General features: G+C 75.4%; 14 protein-coding genes. 12 read left to right on the top strand and 2 right to left on the bottom strand.

Going from position 1 to position 18,854, the window contains the following annotated elements:
- Positions 1 to 70 precede the first annotated feature (70 nt).
- From ACFQ8Y_RS00790 to ACFQ8Y_RS00760, 7 genes are all read left to right on the top strand, one after another.
- Positions 71 to 1,234, top strand: coding sequence for a hemin ABC transporter substrate-binding protein (locus ACFQ8Y_RS00790; protein WP_430584282.1), 1,164 nt, complete (start codon positions 71 to 73; stop codon positions 1,232 to 1,234).
- Positions 1,231 to 2,337 (top strand): FecCD family ABC transporter permease, encoded by a 1,107-nt coding sequence (locus ACFQ8Y_RS00785; RefSeq protein ID WP_430549137.1) that lies wholly within the window; start codon positions 1,231 to 1,233, stop codon positions 2,335 to 2,337. Before ACFQ8Y_RS00790 ends, ACFQ8Y_RS00785 begins: the two co-directional genes overlap by 4 nt.
- Positions 2,334 to 3,173, top strand: a complete 840-nt coding sequence (locus ACFQ8Y_RS00780; protein WP_430584281.1) for a heme ABC transporter ATP-binding protein — start codon at positions 2,334 to 2,336, stop codon at positions 3,171 to 3,173. Before ACFQ8Y_RS00785 ends, ACFQ8Y_RS00780 begins: the two co-directional genes overlap by 4 nt.
- Positions 3,170 to 4,510 carry a hypothetical protein gene (locus tag ACFQ8Y_RS00775; RefSeq protein WP_430584280.1) on the top strand — a complete coding sequence of 447 codons (1,341 nt, stop codon included), beginning with the start codon at positions 3,170 to 3,172 and terminating at the stop codon, positions 4,508 to 4,510. Before ACFQ8Y_RS00780 ends, ACFQ8Y_RS00775 begins: the two co-directional genes overlap by 4 nt.
- Positions 4,507 to 5,892: a hypothetical protein gene (locus tag ACFQ8Y_RS00770; protein ID WP_430584279.1), complete on the top strand. Its 1,386-nt coding sequence runs from the start codon at positions 4,507 to 4,509 to the stop codon at positions 5,890 to 5,892. Before ACFQ8Y_RS00775 ends, ACFQ8Y_RS00770 begins: the two co-directional genes overlap by 4 nt.
- Positions 5,893 to 5,971: 79 nt before the next feature.
- Complete coding sequence (locus tag ACFQ8Y_RS00765) at positions 5,972 to 7,654, top strand: HtaA domain-containing protein (protein ID WP_430584278.1); 1,683 nt, start codon at positions 5,972 to 5,974, stop codon at positions 7,652 to 7,654.
- 7 nt (positions 7,655 to 7,661) lie between these two features.
- On the top strand, positions 7,662 to 8,726 hold the full coding sequence (locus ACFQ8Y_RS00760) for a WxL protein peptidoglycan domain-containing protein (RefSeq protein WP_430584277.1): 1,065 nt from the start codon (positions 7,662 to 7,664) through the stop codon (positions 8,724 to 8,726).
- Between the two features lie 26 nt (positions 8,727 to 8,752).
- On the opposite strand, the gene ACFQ8Y_RS00755 is transcribed toward ACFQ8Y_RS00760, so the two are convergent.
- On the bottom strand, positions 8,753 to 10,540 hold the full coding sequence (locus ACFQ8Y_RS00755; RefSeq protein ID WP_430584276.1) for a SpoIIE family protein phosphatase: 1,788 nt from the start codon (positions 10,538 to 10,540) through the stop codon (positions 8,753 to 8,755).
- A 92-nt stretch (positions 10,541 to 10,632) separates the two neighbouring features.
- Here ACFQ8Y_RS00755 and ACFQ8Y_RS00750 point away from each other — a divergent pair, with 92 nt between their 5' ends.
- The 3 genes from ACFQ8Y_RS00750 (at position 10,633) to ACFQ8Y_RS00740 (ending at position 15,023) form a co-directional block, all read left to right on the top strand.
- Positions 10,633 to 11,460 (top strand): type II CAAX prenyl endopeptidase Rce1 family protein, encoded by an 828-nt coding sequence (locus ACFQ8Y_RS00750; RefSeq protein ID WP_430584275.1) that lies wholly within the window; start codon positions 10,633 to 10,635, stop codon positions 11,458 to 11,460.
- Positions 11,461 to 11,581: 121 nt separating this feature from the next.
- Positions 11,582 to 13,819, top strand: a complete 2,238-nt coding sequence (locus ACFQ8Y_RS00745) for a SpoIIE family protein phosphatase (protein WP_430584274.1) — start codon at positions 11,582 to 11,584, stop codon at positions 13,817 to 13,819.
- Positions 13,820 to 14,144: 325 nt separating this feature from the next.
- On the top strand, positions 14,145 to 15,023 hold the full coding sequence (locus ACFQ8Y_RS00740) for a LysR family transcriptional regulator (protein WP_430564316.1): 879 nt from the start codon (positions 14,145 to 14,147) through the stop codon (positions 15,021 to 15,023).
- 11 nt (positions 15,024 to 15,034) lie between these two features.
- On the opposite strand, the gene ACFQ8Y_RS00735 is transcribed toward ACFQ8Y_RS00740, so the two are convergent.
- Positions 15,035 to 15,766 (bottom strand): DUF305 domain-containing protein, encoded by a 732-nt coding sequence (locus tag ACFQ8Y_RS00735; RefSeq protein ID WP_430584273.1) that lies wholly within the window; start codon positions 15,764 to 15,766, stop codon positions 15,035 to 15,037.
- Between the two features lie 157 nt (positions 15,767 to 15,923).
- On the opposite strand from ACFQ8Y_RS00735, the gene ACFQ8Y_RS00730 reads away from it, so the two are divergent.
- A complete protein-coding gene (locus ACFQ8Y_RS00730; protein WP_430549126.1) occupies positions 15,924 to 17,339 on the top strand; it encodes an LVIVD repeat-containing protein in 1,416 nt (471 codons plus the stop codon).
- Positions 17,340 to 17,864: 525 nt separating this feature from the next.
- Entirely contained in the window at positions 17,865 to 18,848 is a 984-nt protein-coding gene (locus ACFQ8Y_RS00725) for an ABC transporter permease (RefSeq protein ID WP_430564317.1), read from the top strand.
- Positions 18,849 to 18,854 lie beyond the last annotated feature (6 nt).

The following is an 18,854-nucleotide window of genomic DNA, read 5'->3' as shown; positions in this document are numbered from 1 at the left end:
GGACTCCGGCGCGAGGTCGCGTCCGGCCCGGCCCCGTCCCGGCGGCCGTCCCACCAAGGAGAGAACCCGCATGTCCTCCCGCCCGGTCCGGCGCGCCCGCCGTGCCCTCGCCGCCCCGCTCGCGCTGCTGGTCGCGCCGCTGGTCGCGCTGGTCCTCACCGGCTGCACCGCGCTCGCCCCGGGCGGCGTCGTCGAGCAGGGCGCGGCCGCCGTGGACACGACGCCGCTGACCGAGCTGGACGTGCTCGACGACCCTCGGGAGTGGACCGGGGAGACCGTCGCGCGCACCGCCGAGACGCCCGTCGCCCCCGTCGCGGACGACCCGCAGCCGCAGCTCCCGGTGACCGTCACCGACGCCCAGGGGACCGAGGTCACCGTCACCGACACGAGCCGGATCCTGGCGCTCGACCTGTACGGCACGCTGTCGCGCACCGTCTTCGAGCTGGGCCTGGGCGACCGGGTCGTGGGGCGTGACACCTCCTCGACCTTCCCCGAGATCGCCGACCTCCCGCTCGTCACGGCCAACGGCCACGAGCTGACCGGCGAGGCGGTCCTGGAGCTGGCGCCCACCGTGATCCTCACCGACACGACCCTCGGGCCGTGGGACGTGCTGATGCAGATGCGCGACGCCGGCATCCCCGTCGTCGTGCTCGACCCGCACCGCAGCGTGGAGACGTCGGGCGACCTCGTGCGGTCGGTGGCGGAGGCGCTCGGGGTCCCCGGCGAGGGGGCCGAGCTGGCCGAGCGCACCCAGGCCGAGGTCGACGACGTCGTCGCGCAGGTCGCGGAGCTCGCGCCGCAGGAGAAGTCCGACCGGTTGCGCGTCGCCTTCCTCTACGTGCGCGGCCAGGCCGGCGTCTACTACCTGTTCGGCGAGGGCTCCGGCGCGGACTCGCTGGTCGAGTCGGTCGGCGCCGTCGACGTCGCGTCCGAGATCGGCTGGGAGGGCATGCGGCCCGTCAACGACGAGGGCATCGTCGCCGCGCAGCCCGACGTGCTCCTCATGATGTCCAAGGGCCTCGAGTCCGCAGGCGGGGTCGACGGGCTGCTGGAGCGTCTGCCCGCCCTCGCGCAGACGCCCGCGGGGGAGAACCGCCGCATCGTCGCCATGGACGACTCGCAGATCCTCGCCTTCGGCCCGGAGACGGCCGCCGTGCTCGACGCGCTCGCCCGCGCGCTGTACGCCCCCGGGAGCCTACCGTCCGGGAGCTCGTCCTCCGGGAGCGAGGGGTGACCGCCACCGCACCGCGCGCCACGCGCGCGGCCGTCCCCGACGCCGACCCGTCGCCGCTGCCCCCGGCGGTCCCCGCCCGCGTGGCCTGGCTCTTCGGCGGCCTGACGGCGGCGCTGCTGGCGCTCGCCGTCGTCGCGGCGGGCTCGGGGCACCTGCACATCCCGCCGGCCGAGGTGCTGGGCGGCCTCGCGCGGGGCCTGGGGCTCGACCTCGGGCCGGAGCCGTCGCACCCGAACGGGTACGCCGCCCTGTGGACCATCCGCTTCCCGCGCGTGGTCATGGCGATCCTGGTGGGCGCGGCCCTCGCCGCCGCGGGCGCGCTCATGCAGGGCGTGTTCGGCAACCCGCTCGCCGAGCCCGGCGTCGTCGGCGTCTCGTCCGGCGCGGCCGTCGCGGCGTCGGCGACCATCGTGCTCGGCGTGAGCGTCGCCGGGCCGTGGACCACGGCCGGCGCGGCGTTCCTCGGCGGCCTCGTCGCGACCTTCGCGGTCTACGCGCTCGCCCGGTCCGGCGGGCGCACGGAGGTCGTGACGCTGGTCCTCACGGGCGTGGCGATCAACGCCGTGTGCGGGGCGGTGCTGGCCCTGTTCACCTTCCTGGGCGACACCCAGGAGCGCGAGCAGATCATCTTCTGGCAGCTCGGGTCCCTCAACGGCACCCGCTGGGCGTACGTCGCGATCGTCGCGCCGCTGGTGGTCGTCGGGCTCGTCGCCGCGGGCGCGATGGCGCGCCGGCTCGACCTGCTCGCCCTCGGCGAGCGCTCGGCCCGGCACCTCGGGGTCGACGTCGAGCGGCTGCGCGTCGTCGCCGTCGTCGTGGTCGCGCTGCTCACCGCCGCCGCCGTCGCGTTCTGCGGGATCATCTCGTTCGTCGGGCTGGTCGTGCCGCACCTGGTGCGCATGGCGGTCGGCCCCGGGCACCGCGTCCTCGTGCCCGCCAGCGCGCTGGGCGGCGCGGTGCTGCTGCTCGCCGCGGACCTCGTCGCCCGCACCGCCGTGCCCTACGCGGACCTGCCGATCGGCATGCTCACCGCGCTCGTCGGCGGGCCCTTCTTCCTCTGGCTCGTGCGGCGCACGCGCCGCCAGGCGGGGGGCTGGGCATGACGGGGCACGGCACCGGCGCGCTGCTCCAGGTCCGCGCCGCCACGGTGCGCGTCGAGGGGGCGACGCTGCTCGACGCCGTCGAGGTGGACGTGCCCGTCGGCGAGGTGCTCGTCGTCGTCGGCCCGAACGGCGCGGGCAAGTCGACGCTGCTGTCCGTGCTCGCCGGGGACCGGCGGCCCGACGAGGGCGCCGTGACGCTCGACGGCGCCCCGGTGGCGGCCGTGCGCCCGGCGGAGCTCGCCCGCCACCGCGGCGTGCTGCTGCAGGAGAACCAGGTCAGCTTCCCGTTCCGCGTCGTCGACGTCGTGCGCATGGGCCGCGCATCCTGGCGCGGCACCGACGCGGAGGACCGCGACGACCTCGTCGTGGCGGACGCCCTCGACGACGCCGACGTCACGCACCTCGCGGCGCGCCGCTACCCGACGCTGTCCGGGGGCGAGAAGTCGCGCGCGTCGTACGCCCGCGTGCTCGCCCAGGAGCCGCGGCTGCTGCTGCTCGACGAGCCCACCGCCGCCCTCGACGTCCGGCACCAGGAGCGCGTGCTCGCCCGGGCCCGCGAGCATGCCCGGGCCGGCGGCGCGGTCGTCGTCGTGCTGCACGACCTGGCGCTCGCCGCCGCGTGGGCCGACCGCGTGCTGGTGCTCGCGGGCGGCCGTGTCGCCGCGCACGGCGCACCCGCCGACGTGCTCACCACGGCCCTGCTCACCGACGTCTACGACCACCCCGTCGACGTGCTGCCCCACCCCGTGACCGGGGCTCTGCTCGTGCTGCCCCGGCACGGCGCCGCACCCGAGCACGACCCGACGCTCCCCACGCTCGCCGAGGACCCCGCATGAACCCGACCCGTCCCGCAGGCCGCCCGGCCGGCCGCACCACGACGACCCTCGCGCTGCTGCTCGCCGCGCTGCTCGGCACGGCGCTCGGCGTCGGCACGCTCGTCGCGACCGCCCCGGCGGCGCAGGCCGCGGCGCGCGTGTCCGTCGCGGGCCTGGACGGCGCCGCGCGCGCGGCCGCCGACGGCCCCACGACGCTGACGCTGCGCGGCAGCGGGTTCCAGTCGGTGAAGAACGCCTTCGGCGGCGTCTACGTGCTGTTCGGCTGGGTGTCCGACCCGTCCGGCGGGTCGTGGCGGCCCAGCGCCGGCGGGGCGACCGGCGAGACGTTGCGGTACGTGCCCGACTCGGAGGCCGCAGACAACGCGGGCTACCAGCGGTTCGTGGCGTTCCCCGGGTCGAGCACCGCGGCCGAGGCGAACGGCGGCACCATCGCGGCCGACGGCACCTGGTCCGCGAGGCTCGTCGTGCCCGGGGCGCGCTTCAGCACCGTCGACCGCTCCGGCAGCGCCGTGGACGTGGACTGCACCCAGGTGCGGTGCGGCGTCATCACCATCGGGGCGCACGGGGTCGCGAACGCCGCCAACGAGTCGTTCACGCCCGTGTCGTTCGACGGCGCCGCCGCCGCGGGCACCGGCACCGACGACGCCGGGACGGGCGGCGGCTCGGGCGGCGGGACGTCCGGCGGCTCCGGCGGCGGGGACGGCGCCGCGGCCGAGGCCGCCCCCGGGGCCACGGGTGACGCGGGCGACGCGGGAGCGGGCGACGACACGGCGGGCTCCGGCGCCCTGGGTGAGGGCGCGACCGCCGAGCTGCCCGGCAAGGCCACCGTGGGCGTCGACAGGGCGACGGCCGTCGCAGGCCGCGTGCTCAGCTTCGCCGGTCAGGGCTTCGAGCCGGGGGAGCAGGTGGTCGCGACCCTCGACGACGGGCTGCTCGCCGTCGGCCCCCTCGGCGCGGGCAACCACGGCGAGGTGGCGGGCCTGCTCGAGCTGCCGTCCGACCTGCGGCTCGGCACCCACGTGCTCCGGCTGACCGGCGCGTCGTCCGGGCGGGAGCCGGAGGTCGAGGTGATCGTCACGCGCGACCCCGCCGACGCCGAGGCCGCCGACGCCCTGGTCGCGGCCGCGAGCGCGGACGGCGGTGCGGCCGGCGCCGGGCCGCTCGGCCTGGCCTACAGCCCCGCGGAGCTCGCGGTGGGCGCCGCCGCCCTGCTGCTCCTGCTGCTCGTCGTGACGTCCGCGGTCACCGCCGCGCGCCGGCGCCGTGCGGCCCGCGCCGCGGCGGCCCCGGGTGCCGACGACACGCCGACCGACCCGGCCACGGAGGTGGAGCCGTGAGCGCGCTCCGCGCCCGCGCGGCCCTCGCCGCCGCGGCGGTGCTCGCGCTCCTCGCCCTCCCCGCCGCCCCGGCGCTCGCGGCGGACGACCCGGACGACGTCATCCCGCTCACCGTCACCGTGCCCCCGCGGGACGGCGCGGGGGACGGCGACGGCGGCGCCGCGACCCTGACCGACGCCGAGCTGCGGTGGGCCGTGAACACCGAGGCGGGCTCCGGCAACTACGTGGGCTGCAACTTCCTCATGGCCGGCACGCCGGGCACGGACGGGGACACCGGCGGCAGCCGGGTCTGGGACGACGGCGACGCCGGGCTCTACCACGGGCGGGCCGGGAACGTGCGCGTGCTGCGCACGGTCGGCACGGGCGCCGCCGCGACCCAGCGGCAGGCCACGTTCGGCACCCGGTGCACCGGCCCGACCGGCGAGAAGGTCACGCTCTCCACGACGTCCGGCGCCGAGGTGGTGATGACCGGCGGTCGCGGCACGCGGGATGCCGACGGTTCCGTGGAGATCCGCTGGACCGGCTCGTTCACGGTCGTGTTCTACGGCGGCATGACGTACTGGTGGGCCGGCGACCCCGTGCTGCGGCTCGACGCGGACGGCGACGGCACGCTCACCGCGACCGCCGGCGGGTACGCCGCCGACCGCGAGGACGTCACCCGGTGGGGCAGGCTGCCCGCGACGCGGGTGACGCTCGCGACCTTCGACGGCGAGAAGCTCACGGGCAGCAAGGGCGGCTTCCTCCAGCCCGCCTACTGCGGCGTGCGGGTCGACGCCGGCGACAGCGCCCCGCAGGTGCGCCAGGACCCGGCCGGGTCGTGCTGGGGGTCGTTCCCGCAGAACCTCGTCGACTTCCAGCAGCGCACCGGGCAGGCCTCCTACTGGTACTCCTCCGGGCACCGGGACGCCGCGAAGCCGCCCGCCGTCGTCGGCGTGAGCTTCGACGCCGCGCAGAGCATCGGCAGCACGCCGCCGGTGAGCGGCGTCGGCACGGGCGGCGGTGCGAACACGCCCGGCGGCGCCGACCAGCCGGGCGGCGGCACGTCCGGGACGGCCGACGCCGCCGGGACGACCGGCGGCGCGGCCGGGCCGGGGGCCGCCACGCGCGGCGGACCCGGCGGCGGGCTCGGAGCCGCCGGCCTCGCGACTCCCCGCTCGCCCGGTGCGGCGACGCTCGCCGCCGCCCCGCTCACCGCGTTCCCCGCCGTGCAGGCGGCGACGCTCGGCGGCGGCGCGACCCCGCTCGTGCCCGACCTCCTCCGCACCGCCGACGGCGCCGGCACCGACCGCCTCGCCGTCGCCACGACCGGGCTGCTGCTCGCCGCCTCGGGGGCCGTCGTCGGCTTCCGCCGGCGCTGGCTCGTGCTGCCCTTCCGGCCCTAGCTGGCAGGACGCCCAGCGGCCGCCCAGACCCCCGCCCCACCCCATCTCCTCTCCCTTCACGAACGAACGGACAACTGACATGTCGAAGACCTTCGGTCCGGCCGGGTACGGCCGGCTGGTCGCGGGCGCCGGGGCGCTCGCCGTGGGCCTCGGGGCCGCGCTCGTCGCGGCACCCGCCGCCCAGGCCGCCGCGCCGCGGGACGTCGTCGCGGACAGCGGCAGCGCCTCGTGGGGCTTCCGCGAGAGCTTCCGCCGCTACGTCGGCCTCCAGACCGCCGCGCTGCCGCCCGTCGGCGCGGTGCCGGTGGGCGAGCGCATCACCCTGGTCGACCCGGCCACGTTCGACGTCGACGGCACGCCCGCCGCCACCGTCGACACGACGCCGCCGAACGAGACCCTGCCCTACCTGCTGCCCGTCACCGGCGGCAGCGTCACCGACGCCGACGACCTCGCGGTCACCACGTCCGGCGGGGCGGTGTTCCACTTCCCGTCGCACGCGTTCACGGTCACGGTCGAGAACGTCGGCATCGAGGTCGCCGGCGGGGTCGGGAAGGTCGTGGGCGACCTGAGCGTCGAGATCCCGGAGAACAACCTCGGGTACGAGCAGGGCACCTACGGCGGCGACGACGTCGTCCTCGGCGACGTCGCGACCACGACCGTGGACGTGTCGGGCGACCAGGTCTCCGTCACCGCCGACGGCGTGACGCTCACCGCGGCCGGCGCGTCCGCGCTGCAGGACTTCCTCCAGGCCGGCGCCGAGCTCGACGACCTCACGGTCACGGCCGACCTCGCCGCCCCCGCCCAGACGTGGAACCCGTCGGTGTCGCTCTCGAAGAGCGCGGGCTTCGACCCCGCCGCGACCGGCACGCTCACCGTGACCGGCAGCGGCTTCGACCCGGCCGCGAACACGGCCACCCGCCCGCCGATCACCACCGGCCAGCCGACCGGCGTGTACGTGGTCTTCGGGAAGTTCGCGCAGGACTGGCGCCCGTCGGACGGCGTCGCGTCGTCGGCCCGCAAGGTCGTCAGCCAGAAGTGGGCGCTGCCGGAGCCGTCGTACTCGCAGCTCAAGGCCTCCAACCCGAGCGTCGCGGAGCAGCTCGTGCTGCTGAAGGAGGACGGCACGTTCAGCGCCGACCTCGACGTGAAGACCGACGACTCCGTGGACGGCGTCTACGGCGTGTACACCTACGCCGCGGGCGGCGCGGCCGCCAACGCCGCGCAGGAGCTCGCCGTGCCCGTCGCGTTCACGCCCGCGGGCGGCGACGGCGAGAACGTCGACGTCGAGGTCACCGTGCCCGAGAGCGACGGCGGCGGCCCGGTCGAGCCGGAGCCGGGCGAGTTCACCTGGACCGTCGCGTCGGGCGGCGCCGTGAACCTCGGCACCGCGACGCAGGGTGACGCGGCGTTCACCGCGACCGGCGACCTGCGCCGCGTCACCGTCACCGACACGCGCGCCGGCAGCCCGGCGTGGAGCGTCACCGGCACGGTGACGGACTTCTTCGCCGGCAGCCGGTCGTTCAGCGGCTCCGCCCTCGGCTGGACGCCGGCGCTCGGCGCCAACACCGGCGGTGCCGTCGCGGGCACCGCGGTCGTGGCGGGCTCCGGCTCCGGGCTCAAGGGCGGGGCGACGCTCGTCTCCGCGCCCGAGGGGCACGCGGCCGGCTCGGTCGCGGTGGACGCCGGGCTCGACCTGAGCATCCCGCTGTCCACGCCGGCCGGCGACTACACCGGCGTGCTGACCCTCACCGCGGTGGGCTGACCCTCCCGTGAGCACGCACCACCGCCCGTCGTCGCGGCGCGCCCCGTCCCGGGTGCGCGCCGCGGCGGCGGCCGTCCTCGCCACCGCCGCGGTCGCCGTCGTCCTGCCCGCCCCGGCGACGGCGCACGCCGCGTCCGACGACCTGACCTGGTCCCTCGCCCCGAAGGACGGGACGCTGGGCGCCGGGCGCGCCAACTTCGCCTACGACGTCGAGCCGGGGGAGCGGGTCCGCGACGTCCTGGTCGTCACCAACCGCTCGGCCGCGCCGCTCGAGCTGTCCGTCTACGGGACGGACGCCGTCACGACGCCGAGCGGGCACCTCGACCTGCTGCCCGCCGACCAGGAGCCGACCGGTCTCGGGGCGTGGCTCACGCTCGACGCAGGCGGCGACGGCGGCGACGGCGGCGACGGCACCGTGACGATCGAGCCGGGGGACGCGGCCGAGGTGCCGTTCAGCCTCAGCGTGCCCGACGACGCGACGCCGGGCGACCACGCGGGCGGCGTCGTCACCTCGCTGCGCCAGCAGGTCGGCGACGGCGCGCTCAGCGTGGACCGGCGCCTCGCCCTGCGCGTGCACGCCCGCGTCGGCGGCGCGCTCGCGCCGGGGCTCGCGGTGTCCGACGTCGGCGTCGTCGTCCACCCCACCGCCAACCCGGTGGGCGCGTCGCGCGCGACCGTCACCTACACGCTGACCAACACCGGCAACGCGCGCCTGGTGCCCACCGAGAGCGTGCGCCTCACCGGGCCCGGCGCGAGCGCGGGCGCCGGCGGCGAGCCGGCCGAGGAGCTGCTGCCGGGCGCCGTCGTGCGGCGGACCGTGCAGGTCCTCGGAGTGCGCCCGACGTTCCGGGTCGCGGCGGACGTGCGCGCGGACGGGCTCGTCGTCGGCGTCGGCGGGGGCGGGGCGACCACGGCGACGGCCACCGCCGCGGGCTGGGCCGTGCCCTGGGCCCTGCTCGGCGTCGTCGTGCTCGTCGTGGCGGGCGCGGCCGCCTGGCCGCTGTGGCGGACCCGCCGCGCCCACCGAGGTAGCTCCGGATCCCGCGAGGTAGCTCGGGCTCCCGCGAGGTAGCTCCGGGATGCCGACGACCTCGGCGGTCAGCGCACCCGGGCGGCGAGCACGGCCACGTCGTCGCGCTGCTGCCCGCGCACCATCCGGTCGACGAGCCGCTGCGGCAGCTCCGCCGTCGGGCCGCCGTGCAGGTCCGCCAGCACGCCGCGCAGCTCCTCGGCGCGGGCGGCGAACGTCGTGTTGCGCGACTCCACCAGCCCGTCCGTGTACAGCAGCAGGGTGTCGCCGGGGCCGAGCTCGGCCGCGTGGTCCCGGCGGGAGACCGACGGGTCGACGCCCAGCATGAGGTCGGGACGGCCGTCGAGCTCGTGCACGCTCCCGTCGGCGCGCAGCACCACCGGCCGCGGGTGCCCGGCGCTGGCCCACCACAGCCGGCACCGGTCGTCGCCGCTGCCGGGCTCGCCGCGGCCCGTGCGGTCCAGGCGCGCGACGACGGCGGTGCCGCTGGCGGTCAGCGCGAGGCCGCGGTTGGCGCGGTCCAGCTCGCGCAGCAGCCGTGCCGGCGGGGCGTCCTGGCACCACGCGAGGGTGCGCAGCATGGCGCGCAGCTGACCCATGCGGGCGGCGGCCTGCATGTCGTGCCCGGTGACGTCGCCGATCATCAGCACCGTGGAGCGCGGGTCGAGCTCGACGGCGTCGTACCAGTCCCCGCCCACCTTGTCCGTGCGGGTCGCGGACGCGTACGTCGAGGCCAGCTCCAGGTACGGCACGCGGGGCAGGTCGGTGAGCATCGCGGCCTGCAGCGTGGTGGCCACGCGGTGCCGGTCCTCCAGCACCCGGATGCGCACCAGGGCCTGCGCCACGCACGACGCGAGCGTGGCGGCCGTGCGGCGGCTCTCGTCGTCGTGCTCGTGCGGGCCGCGCCACAGCAGGACGACGACGCCGAGCAGCCGGTCGTCCACCACCATCGGGACCAGCGCGAGCCCGCCGAGGGACGGGTCGATCCACGGCTCCCACGTCGGCTGGGCGCGCAGCGCGGCCGCGCCGTCCCGGTAGAACGCGGCCCGGCGGGCGCGCGCGACGGACGCCACCGCGGGGTCGTCGAAGCGCCAGTGCCGCGGCAGGTAGGGGTAGGCGCCGTCGCGCTCCACGAGCGTGAGGCCGGCCCCGCCGGGTTCCGCGAGCGCCAGCGCGGCCCACACGGTGCCGAGCCCCGGGCCCGAGGCGCGCAGCGCGTCCACGATCTCGTCGAGGGTGGTCGCGGCGGCGAACCGGTCCGTGAGGTCGAGCAGCATGCGGGTGCGGCGCGTGGCGTGCACCGCCACCTGCTGGATGCGGTGCGCGCGCTGCCGCTCGAGCCGCAGCCGCAGCTCGGCGGTGCAGGCCGCGGCCAGGTCGGCCAGGGTGGCGAGGTCGGTCGCGCTCCACGCGTGCGCCTCGGTGTCCAGCGCGCACACCGTGCCGACGGCGGTGCCGTGCCGGTCGAAGATCGGGAAACCCGCGTACGACCCCATGCCGAGCTCGGTGACCGTCTCCCGGCTCGCGAAGCGCGGGTCGGCGCGCAGGTCCTCGACGACGAGGGGCGCGCCGGAGCGGATGGTCTCGCCGCACAGCGGCTCGCTCAGGGTGGTGCGCCGGGTGGCCTGGAACGGGTCCGGCAGCCCGAGCGCGCCGGGGTACACCTGGGAGTCCGGGAGCACGAGCGTCACGAGGGCGGTGGGGACGCCGAGCTGGCGCTGCACCAGCCGGGCGAAGCGGTCGAACGACTCGTCGGCGACCGGCCGGGCGAGCCCGGCGGCGACCAGCGCCTGCACCGCGCCGGCGGTCGGGGCGTCCTGGGACGGCGCCGTCGGGCCGGAGGATCGGGACGTCACAGGCGCGCACCCCCGTCACGGCTCTGCGCTCCGCGACCCGCGACCATGCCCCGGATTCTTCCACGCAGGCGCCCGGATATCCTCGCCGGACGATGGACGTCACCCGCCGTGCCCCCGCCGCGCTGCCGCGGATCCTGGCCGCCTCGCTCGTGTCCGCGTCGGCCGTGCTGCTGTTCGCGGTGCACGTACGGCCCCTCGCCTACGTGCCGCTCGTGGCCGGCGTCGCGCTCGGCCTGCTCGTCGACCGGCGCCTCGGGCGCGACCTCGCGCTGATCGCCGTCGCGCTCGGCATCATCTCGACGATCTCCCTCGAGGCCGACCTGTCCGACGCCGGCATCGCCCGGTTCGCGGTCGTGCTGTCCCTCGCGGTGCTGGTGCCCTGGGCGGCGTCGCGGTTCTGGTTCCGCGACGACGACGGGGCAGGCGCGGTGCGGTTCCCCGTCGCGACCGGCCGGCGCTGGTCGCGCGGTCAGTACGTGTACCTCGTGGTGGTGGTGGCGGTCGGCTACCTCGTGCTGCCCTGGTACTTCCTGGGCTCCGGTGCCTACCTCAACTGGCCCGAGCTCGACAGCGGGCAGGACGTCGCCCGGCTGTTCGTCGGCGTCAACGCCGTCGGCATCTGGGACGAGCTGTTCTTCGTGTGCACGGTGTTCGCGCTGCTGCGCCGGCACTTCGGCCTGTGGACGGCGAACGTGCTGCAGGCGGCGATCTTCGTGTCGTTCCTGTGGGAGCTCGGCTACCGCGAGTGGGGTCCGCTGCTCACCGTGCCGTTCGCCCTCGTGCAGGGGTGGATCTTCAGCCGCTACAAGAGCCTCACCTACGTGGTGGCCGTGCACCTGCTGTTCGACCTCGTCGTCTTCGCCGTGCTGGTGCACGGGCACCACCCGGAGCTCTTCGACGTCTTCGTCACGGCGCCCTGAGTCGTCCGGCGGCCCTGCCGGTGCGTTTGGAGCCGGTGCGAGCGGCGTGGGAGGGTTCCCCCGCGCGCGCCAAGAAGCGGCTGCCGTGCACGAACGAGCCCGAGGATGAGGCTGATCGTCGATGCAGAGCTCCGTCCGCGGCAGTGGGGACGACACCGACCTCGAGGTCTGTGCGGCCGAACCCATCCACGTCCCGGGCTCGGTCCAGCCCCGTGGCGTGCTGCTGGTGCTCGCCGAGGGCGTCGTCGTCCAGGCGTCGGCCACCACCGAGGACCTCCTGGGGGTGGCGGCCGAGGACGTGCTCGGGCGCACGCTCCCGGCCCTGCTGGGCGAGGACGCGGCGGCGGCGCTCCGGCTCGAGGACGTCGCCGACGGCGGGCCGCTCGCGGACGGCCTGCGGCGCGTCGTGCTCGACGGCCGCACCTGGGTGGCGTCCACCCACCGCAACCCGCAGGCCGTCGTGGTCGTCGAGCTCGAGCCGCTCGCGGACCAGGGCGCCGACCCGGCCGAGCCGTACCGCGCCGCGTACACGGTGCTCGGCCAGGCGGCGACGGCCGGCTCCCTCGAGGAGCTGTACGAGCTCGCGGCGCGCGGCGTGCGGGAGGTGACGGGCTTCGACCGGGTGATGGTCTACCGGTTCGACGAGGACCACCACGGCCAGGTCGTGGGCGAGGCGCGCCGCGCCGACCTCGAGCCGTTCCTCGGCCACCGCTACCCGGCCGGCGACATCCCCCCGCAGGCCCGCGCCCTGTACGAGAAGAGCTGGTTGCGGCTCATCTCCGACGTCGAGTCCGTGCCGCGGCACCTGGTGCCCGCGCTGCTGCCCGGCACCGGCGAGCCGACCGACCTCTCGTTCGCGAGCCTGCGGGCGGTGTCTCCCGTGCACGTCGAGTACCTGCGGAACATGGGGGTCCGCTCCTCGATGTCGATCTCCCTGCTGCGGGGCGGCCGGCTGTGGGGGATGGTCGCGTGCCACCACGTCGACGGCCCGCACACGCCGTCGCTCGAGGTCCGTGCGGCGGCCGAGGCGCTCGCCTCGGGGTTGTCCCTGCAGATGGTGGTGCGCGCCGCCGCGGACGACGCGCAGCACGCCCGCGACGTCTCGCGGGCGCTCGAGGCGCTGGTACGGGTGGAGGACGACCCGGTGTCCGACGCCGTCGCCCAGCCGGAGCTGCTGCGGATCCTCGGCGTCGACGGCGCGGTGGTCCGCACCGGCGACGCGACGGCGACGGTCGGGCTGGTCCCCGACGTGCCCGACCTGGTGGTCGACGCCGTCCGGCGGACGTCCCGGCCGCGCCGGGACGGCGGGACGGCGCCGGTGTACGCGTCGCACGACCTGCGGACCGAGCACCCGGAGCTGGCGGACCGGCTGGGCGAGGTCGCGGGCGCGCTCGTCGCCCCGCTGCCGGACGGCGACCTGCTCGCCCTGTTCCGCCGTGAGGTCGCGCGCGAGGTGACGTGGGGCGGCGACCCGCGCGCGAAGACGGTCGACCGGGACGAGAGCGGCACGGTCGTCCGGGTGGGCCCCCGGCAGTCGTTCGCGGCGTGGCGGGAGGCCGTGCACGGCACCTGCGAGCCCTGGTCGGACCACGACGTCCGCGCCGCCCTCGTGGCGCGTCGGACCGTCGTCGAGCTCCTGTACCGGCGCTCGCGGCCCGACCTCGGCGCCGCGCTCGTGCTGCAGCACTCCTCGCTGCCGGCGGTGCTGCCCACCCTGCCCGGGTGGCGGCTCGAGGCCCGCTACCGCCCCGCGGACGGCGGCCGGGTCGGGGGCGACTGGTACGACGCGTTCGAGCTGCCCGACGGCCGCACCGCCCTCGTGATCGGCGACGTCGCCGGCCACGGGCTGCCCGCCGCGTCGGCGATGAACCAGCTGCGCAACGGCCTGCGCACCCTGCTGCTCGAGCACCGCGACGTCGCGACGGCGGCGGGCGGCCTGGACCGCCTCGCGCGGACGCTCCTGACCGACGACATGGCCACGCTGCTGGTCGGCATCCTCGAGGTCGACCCCGGCACCGGGGCGGGCGCCGTCGACTACGTCTGCGCCGGCCACCTGCCGCCGGTGGTCGCGGACGCGCAGGGCGCCCGGTTCGTCGAGGTGGTCCGCAACCCCCCGGTCGGGGCGATGCGCGAGACCGTGCGCGCGGGCCGGGTCGACCTCGCGCCGGGAGAGTCCCTGCTGCTCTACACCGACGGGCTCGTGGAACGTCGCGGCACGCGGATCCTGGAGCGGCTGGAGGACCTCCGCTCCACCGTGGGGCTCACCCGCGACCTCGAGGTGATCGAGCACAAGCTCGCCGGGCTCGAGTCCGACGACGACTCCACGATGCTCATGGTGACGGCCCTGGGCCGCGGCTGACGCCGGGCGCACCCGCGTCCCGGTGACGCCGCCGGACCGACGCCGGCGGCAGCCGGCGCGCGGGGGCGGGCCGGTGCAGCGGGCGCTCGTGCCGGCGTGGACCCCCGGCGGCCCGGGCGCTCGGGGAGCCGTGCTCGGCGACGAAGGGTGGGCGCATGGTGGTCCTCCTGGGTGCGGTGCGGTCGGTCCCGCCCTCGCGGGCGCTCTCCCAGGCTTGCCGCGCCCGCGAGACGGATCAACGGCCGATCCGGCTACGCTCGTTCACCCCGGGTCAACGATCGGTCGCCCGGGCGGAGGGTGCAGGCGGCGAGGGGTGCGACGGGGCGTGGAGCTGCGTGAGATCGAGATCTTCCTGACCCTCGCGGAGGAGCTGCACTTCGGCCGGACGGCGGAGCGGCTGCACGTGTCGGTGTCGCGCGTGAGCCAGTCGATCCGCAAGCAGGAGCGGGCGGTCGGGGCGCCGCTGTTCGCGCGCACCAGCCGCAAGGTCGAGCTCACCGCGGTGGGGGAGGTGCTCCGCGCGGGCCTGCGCCCCGCCTACGAGGGCATCGGCACCGCCGTCGCCGCCGCCACGGCCGCGGCGCGACGCGTGGCCGGCACGCTGACGCTCGGCTTCATGGGCGGGCAGGCGCACGAGCTGGAGCCCGACCTCGCCCGGTTCCGTGCGCGGCACCCCGACGTCGAGCTGCGCTTCCACGAGGTCGTCTTCAGCGACCCGTTCGCCGCGCTGCGGCGCGGCGACGTCGACGTCCTGACCACGTGGCTCCCCGTCGAGGAGCCGGACCTCACCGTGGGCCCCGTGCTGCGGTCCGAGCCGCTGCGGCTCCTGGTGGCGACGGGCCACCCGCTCGCCGCGGCGGGGCGGGCGGACGTCGAGGCGCTCGCCGAGCACGCCGTGCCGGCGATCCGCGGGGCGGCGCCGCCGTCGTGGCTGGCCGGCGTCCTGCCCGAGCGGACGCCGTCCGGGCGGGAGGTGCCCCGCGGACCAGGTGCCGCCACCTACCAGGAGATCCTCGCCCTCGTCGCGGCGGGAAAGGTCGTGTGCCCGGTGCCCGACGAGGGTCGCCGCTACTTCCCGTGGCCGGGCGTCACGTACCTCCCGCTCGACGGCGCGCCCGCGGTGCGCTGGGCGCTGGTGTGGCGCTCGTCCGACGCGACCCCGCTGCTGCGGGTCTTCGCCGCGGAGGTCGCCCGCGGCGGGTGAGCGGGGAGCGCTCAGTCGGGGAGCTCGTCGAGCAGCCGGGACATCCGGTCGATCTCCGCGATCTGGTCCGCCGCCACGTTCGCGGCGAACTCCTGGACCGTCTCGTCCCGCCCCGTGGAGCTGAGGTCGTCGACCATCTCCAGCGCGCCCGCGTGGTGCTTGATCATGCCCTCGAGGAACAGCCGCTCGAAGTCGGTGCCGTCGGCGTCCGCCAGGGCCGTCATCTCGGCGTCCGTCAGCATGCCGGGCATGGAGCCGTGGTCGTGGGCCTGCGGGGCGCGCGGCCCGCTCCCGTCCGACGAGGCGCTCGGCGACGCCGTCGCCACCGCGGGCACCGGGAGGCCCTGGTCCTCGAGCCAGCGGCTCATGTAGTCGATCTCGCCGTCCTGCGTCAGGCGGATGCGGTCGGCGAACTTCGCGAGCGGCGCCGACGTCGACCGCTCGGGGACCAGCTGCGCCATCTCCACGGCCTGCGCGTGGTGGCCGATCATCTTCGTCATGAAGTCGGCGTCGGCGTCGGTGACCACGTCGGCGTCGTCCATCCCCTCGTAGTCCTCGGGGGCGATGGTCTCGGCGGGTTCGCCGGGCTTCCCCGGCACCAGCACGGCCGACGACGGCGTCGGCGCCGGCTCGGGTTCCTCGGCGGTGCACCCCGCGACCGCGAGCCCCGCGCCGAGCACGGCGGCACAGGCCAGGGCGGTGCGTCGGCCGCTCGTGCGACGGAGCCGGAGGTCTGTGATCACCGGAAGATCCTCTCCTGAGGGTGTTGCCACCACGTAAAAAGATGCCCGGACGGCTGGTGGGGAGGATGCTTCCAGACAACACTCAGGGTGACCAACACAACGAGGTGTGGCGCTTGCGCGTCGTCCAACCCTGAGTTCACCGATGAGGAGTGCACGGATGCGGAGTTCACGGACGAGAAGTTCACGGACGAGAGGCGTCGTCGGCGTCGCCCTCTCGTTGACCCTGGTCGCGGGCGCGCTGGGTCTCGCGACCCCCGCATCGGCCGCCGACGCCGCCGAGCCCGACGTCCCGCCCGGCGAGGTGGCGTCGTCGAAGATCGAGCACCTCAGCAACAACCCGAAGAACGGGGCCCTCCAGGGCACCGGCTCGGACATCGCGTTCCAGGGCAAGTACGCCTTCGCGGGCAACTACGACGGGTTCACCGTGTACGACCTCTCCGACCCGGAGGAGCCCGTCCAGGCGCTGCAGGTGTACTGCCCGGGCTCGCAGAACGACATCTCCGTCTACGGCGACGTCCTGGTGCTCTCGACCGACTCGTCGCGCAGCGACGACTCGTGCGCCTCGACGACCCGCCCCGCGACGGAGAAGGACGCCTGGGAGGGCATCAAGGTCTGGGACATCTCCGACCCGCTGGAGCCCGAGTACGTCAAGTCCGTGGAGACGGCCTGCGGCTCCCACACCCACTCCCTGGCGCCGAGCAAGAACGGCAAGGACCTGTACGTCTACGTCTCGTCGTACAGCCCGAGCTCGTCCTACCCGGACTGCCAGCCGCCGCACGACATCATCTCGGTCGTGAAGATCCCGGTGAAGAACCCGGCCGCCGCCACGCTGGTGGGGACGCCGAACCTCTTCCCCGAGGGCGGCTACGAGGGCGACCCGGACCGTCGTGCCTCGGCGACGTCGGGCTGCCACGACATCACCACGTACGTGCAGAAGGACCTCGCCGCCGGCGCGTGCATGGGCGACGGCATCCTCATGGACATCAAGGACCGCGCCCACCCGAAGGTGATCAGCACGGTCCGGGACACCGAGAACTTCGCGTTCTGGCACTCGGCCACCTTCAACAACGACGCGACCAAGGTCGTGTTCACCGACGAGCTCGGCGGCGGCGGGCTGGCGACCTGCACCGGCGAGTACGCCCCGGAGCTCGGTGCCAACGGCATCTACGACATCGAGAAGGACCGGAAGAAGGGCGGGAAGAACGGCACGAAGCTCGTGTTCCAGAGCTACTACAAGATCCCGCGCATCAACGACGCCACGGAGAACTGCGTGGCGCACAACGGCTCGCTGATCCCCGTCAAGGGCAAGGACATCATGGTCCAGTCCTGGTACCAGGGCGGCGTCTCGGTGTTCGACTTCACCAACTCGAAGAAGCCGAAGGAGCTCGCCTGGTTCGACCGCGGCGCGGGCATCTCCAGCGGTGGCACCTGGTCCACCTACTGGTACAACGGCTACGCCTACTCGAACGACCTGGGGATCGGTTTCGACACGTTCGACATCGACGACCGGATCGACGGGAAGGCGAAGACGAACCTCAGGTCGCTGAACCCGCAGATGCAGCAGAAGTTCTGAGTCGCTGAGCCCGGCAGCACTGCCGGGAGCACGACGGCGGCCGGTCCACCCTCGCGTGGGCCGGCCGCCGTCGTGCGCGCACCGGGACCCGTGCCGCTCGGCGCATGGGTGGCCGGGGCGACGATCGTGATCGAATCGATATGTTCACCGGCGCAGAACGCGCCTACCTGCAATTTTATCGGCCTTAGGGTGTGTTCTGCGTCTCATCTCCGGTGCGCTGAAGGCCCGGGTGACAAGACGTGAACCGCGGCGAAACACAGCGCGAGTAAGGTCGGCGACTGTTGCACAGGTCCATCGTGAGGCGCCCTGCCAAACCAGCTCGGCCTGCGCTTTCGTCATCATGCGCGCGGCGCGGCCCCTCGGGCACGGCCGCGCGCGTCGTCGGGCCACGAGCCCCCAGTGCACAGGGAAGTCCATGCGCGTCGCTCCTCTCGCCATGCTGACCGGGACCAAGCAACCCGGACGAGGGGGCACACCCGTGCCCGTGCCCGTGCCCGTGCCGACGCGCACCGTCGGTCGCGACTGATGGGCAGGTTCCTCCTGCGACGTTCGGCCAACTACGTCGCGATGCTCTTCGTCGCCGTCTCGGCGACGTACCTGCTGGCCTCGGTCTTCATGGACCCCCGGTCCAACTACCTGTCGCGCAACCCGCGGCCGCCGATGGACTCGATCAACGCGTCCCTCACCGCGGCGAACATCAACGACGAGGACCCGCTGCTGCTGCGGTACTGGCGCTGGCTGACGGACATCGTCCTGCACTGGAACTGGGGCCTGAGCCCAGACCAGGAGCCGGTCGCCAGCGCGGTCGCCACCCGGATCGGTGCGTCGACGCAGCTCGTCACGCTCGCCACCGTGCTCGCGATCGTCATCGGCGTCGCGATCGGCGTGTACACCGCGATCCGCCAGTACAAGTGGCAGGACCGCGTGCTCGGCGGCTTCGCGACCTTCTTCCTCGTGATCCCGACGGCGGTGCTCGCGCTGTTCGTCGTCATCGGCGCGATCTACATCAACGAGGCGGTCGGGTTCCGGCTCTTCTACGTCACCGGGCTGCACAGCTACGAGGGCGACAGTCCATGGCTGTGGCTCCTCGACTTCGCGCAGCACCTCATCCTGCCCACCGTCGTGCTGACGATCATCGGCGCCGTGAGCTACCACCTCACGCAGCGCACCTACCTGCTCGACACGATGAAGGCGGACTACGTGCGGACGGCGCGCGCCAAGGGGCTGCCGCTGAACCTCGCGATCCGCAAGCACGCGCTGCGCACGTCGCTCATCCCGACGGCCGTGAACGTCGCGTTCTCGATCGCGACGGTGTTCACCGGCGCGGTGATCACCGAGACGATCTTCGCGATCAACGGCCTGGGCCGGTACTTCGTCACCACGATCGTCAACAACGACATCAACGGCGCGACCTGCATCGCGGCGTTCGCCGGCGTGTGCACCCTCGTGGGCGCGCTGCTGGCCGACCTCGTCGTCGCGTGGCTCGACCCGCGCATCCGGATCAGCTGAGAAGGG

It is taken from the genome of Isoptericola sp. NPDC056605 (assembly GCF_042792795.1).
GTDB lineage: Bacteria > Actinomycetota > Actinomycetes > Actinomycetales > Cellulomonadaceae > Isoptericola.
This window is presented reverse-complemented; position numbering and strand designations above follow the sequence as displayed.

Excerpts from the sequence above, each read along its gene's own strand:
- ACFQ8Y_RS00790 (WP_430584282.1), top strand. The coding sequence starts at position 71 with ATGTCCTCCCGCCCGGTCCGGCGCGCCCGCCGTGCCCTCGCCGCCCCG.
- ACFQ8Y_RS00765 (WP_430584278.1), top strand. The coding sequence starts at position 5,972 with ATGTCGAAGACCTTCGGTCCGGCCGGGTACGGCCGGCTGGTCGCGGGC.
- ACFQ8Y_RS00730 (WP_430549126.1), top strand. The coding sequence starts at position 15,924 with ATGCGGAGTTCACGGACGAGAAGTTCACGGACGAGAGGCGTCGTCGGC.
- ACFQ8Y_RS00750 (WP_430584275.1), top strand. The coding sequence starts at position 10,633 with ATGGACGTCACCCGCCGTGCCCCCGCCGCGCTGCCGCGGATCCTGGCC.
- ACFQ8Y_RS00745 (WP_430584274.1), top strand. The coding sequence starts at position 11,582 with ATGCAGAGCTCCGTCCGCGGCAGTGGGGACGACACCGACCTCGAGGTC.
- ACFQ8Y_RS00725 (WP_430564317.1), top strand. The coding sequence starts at position 17,865 with ATGGGCAGGTTCCTCCTGCGACGTTCGGCCAACTACGTCGCGATGCTC.
- ACFQ8Y_RS00780 (WP_430584281.1), top strand. The coding sequence starts at position 2,334 with ATGACGGGGCACGGCACCGGCGCGCTGCTCCAGGTCCGCGCCGCCACG.
- ACFQ8Y_RS00775 (WP_430584280.1), top strand. The coding sequence starts at position 3,170 with ATGAACCCGACCCGTCCCGCAGGCCGCCCGGCCGGCCGCACCACGACG.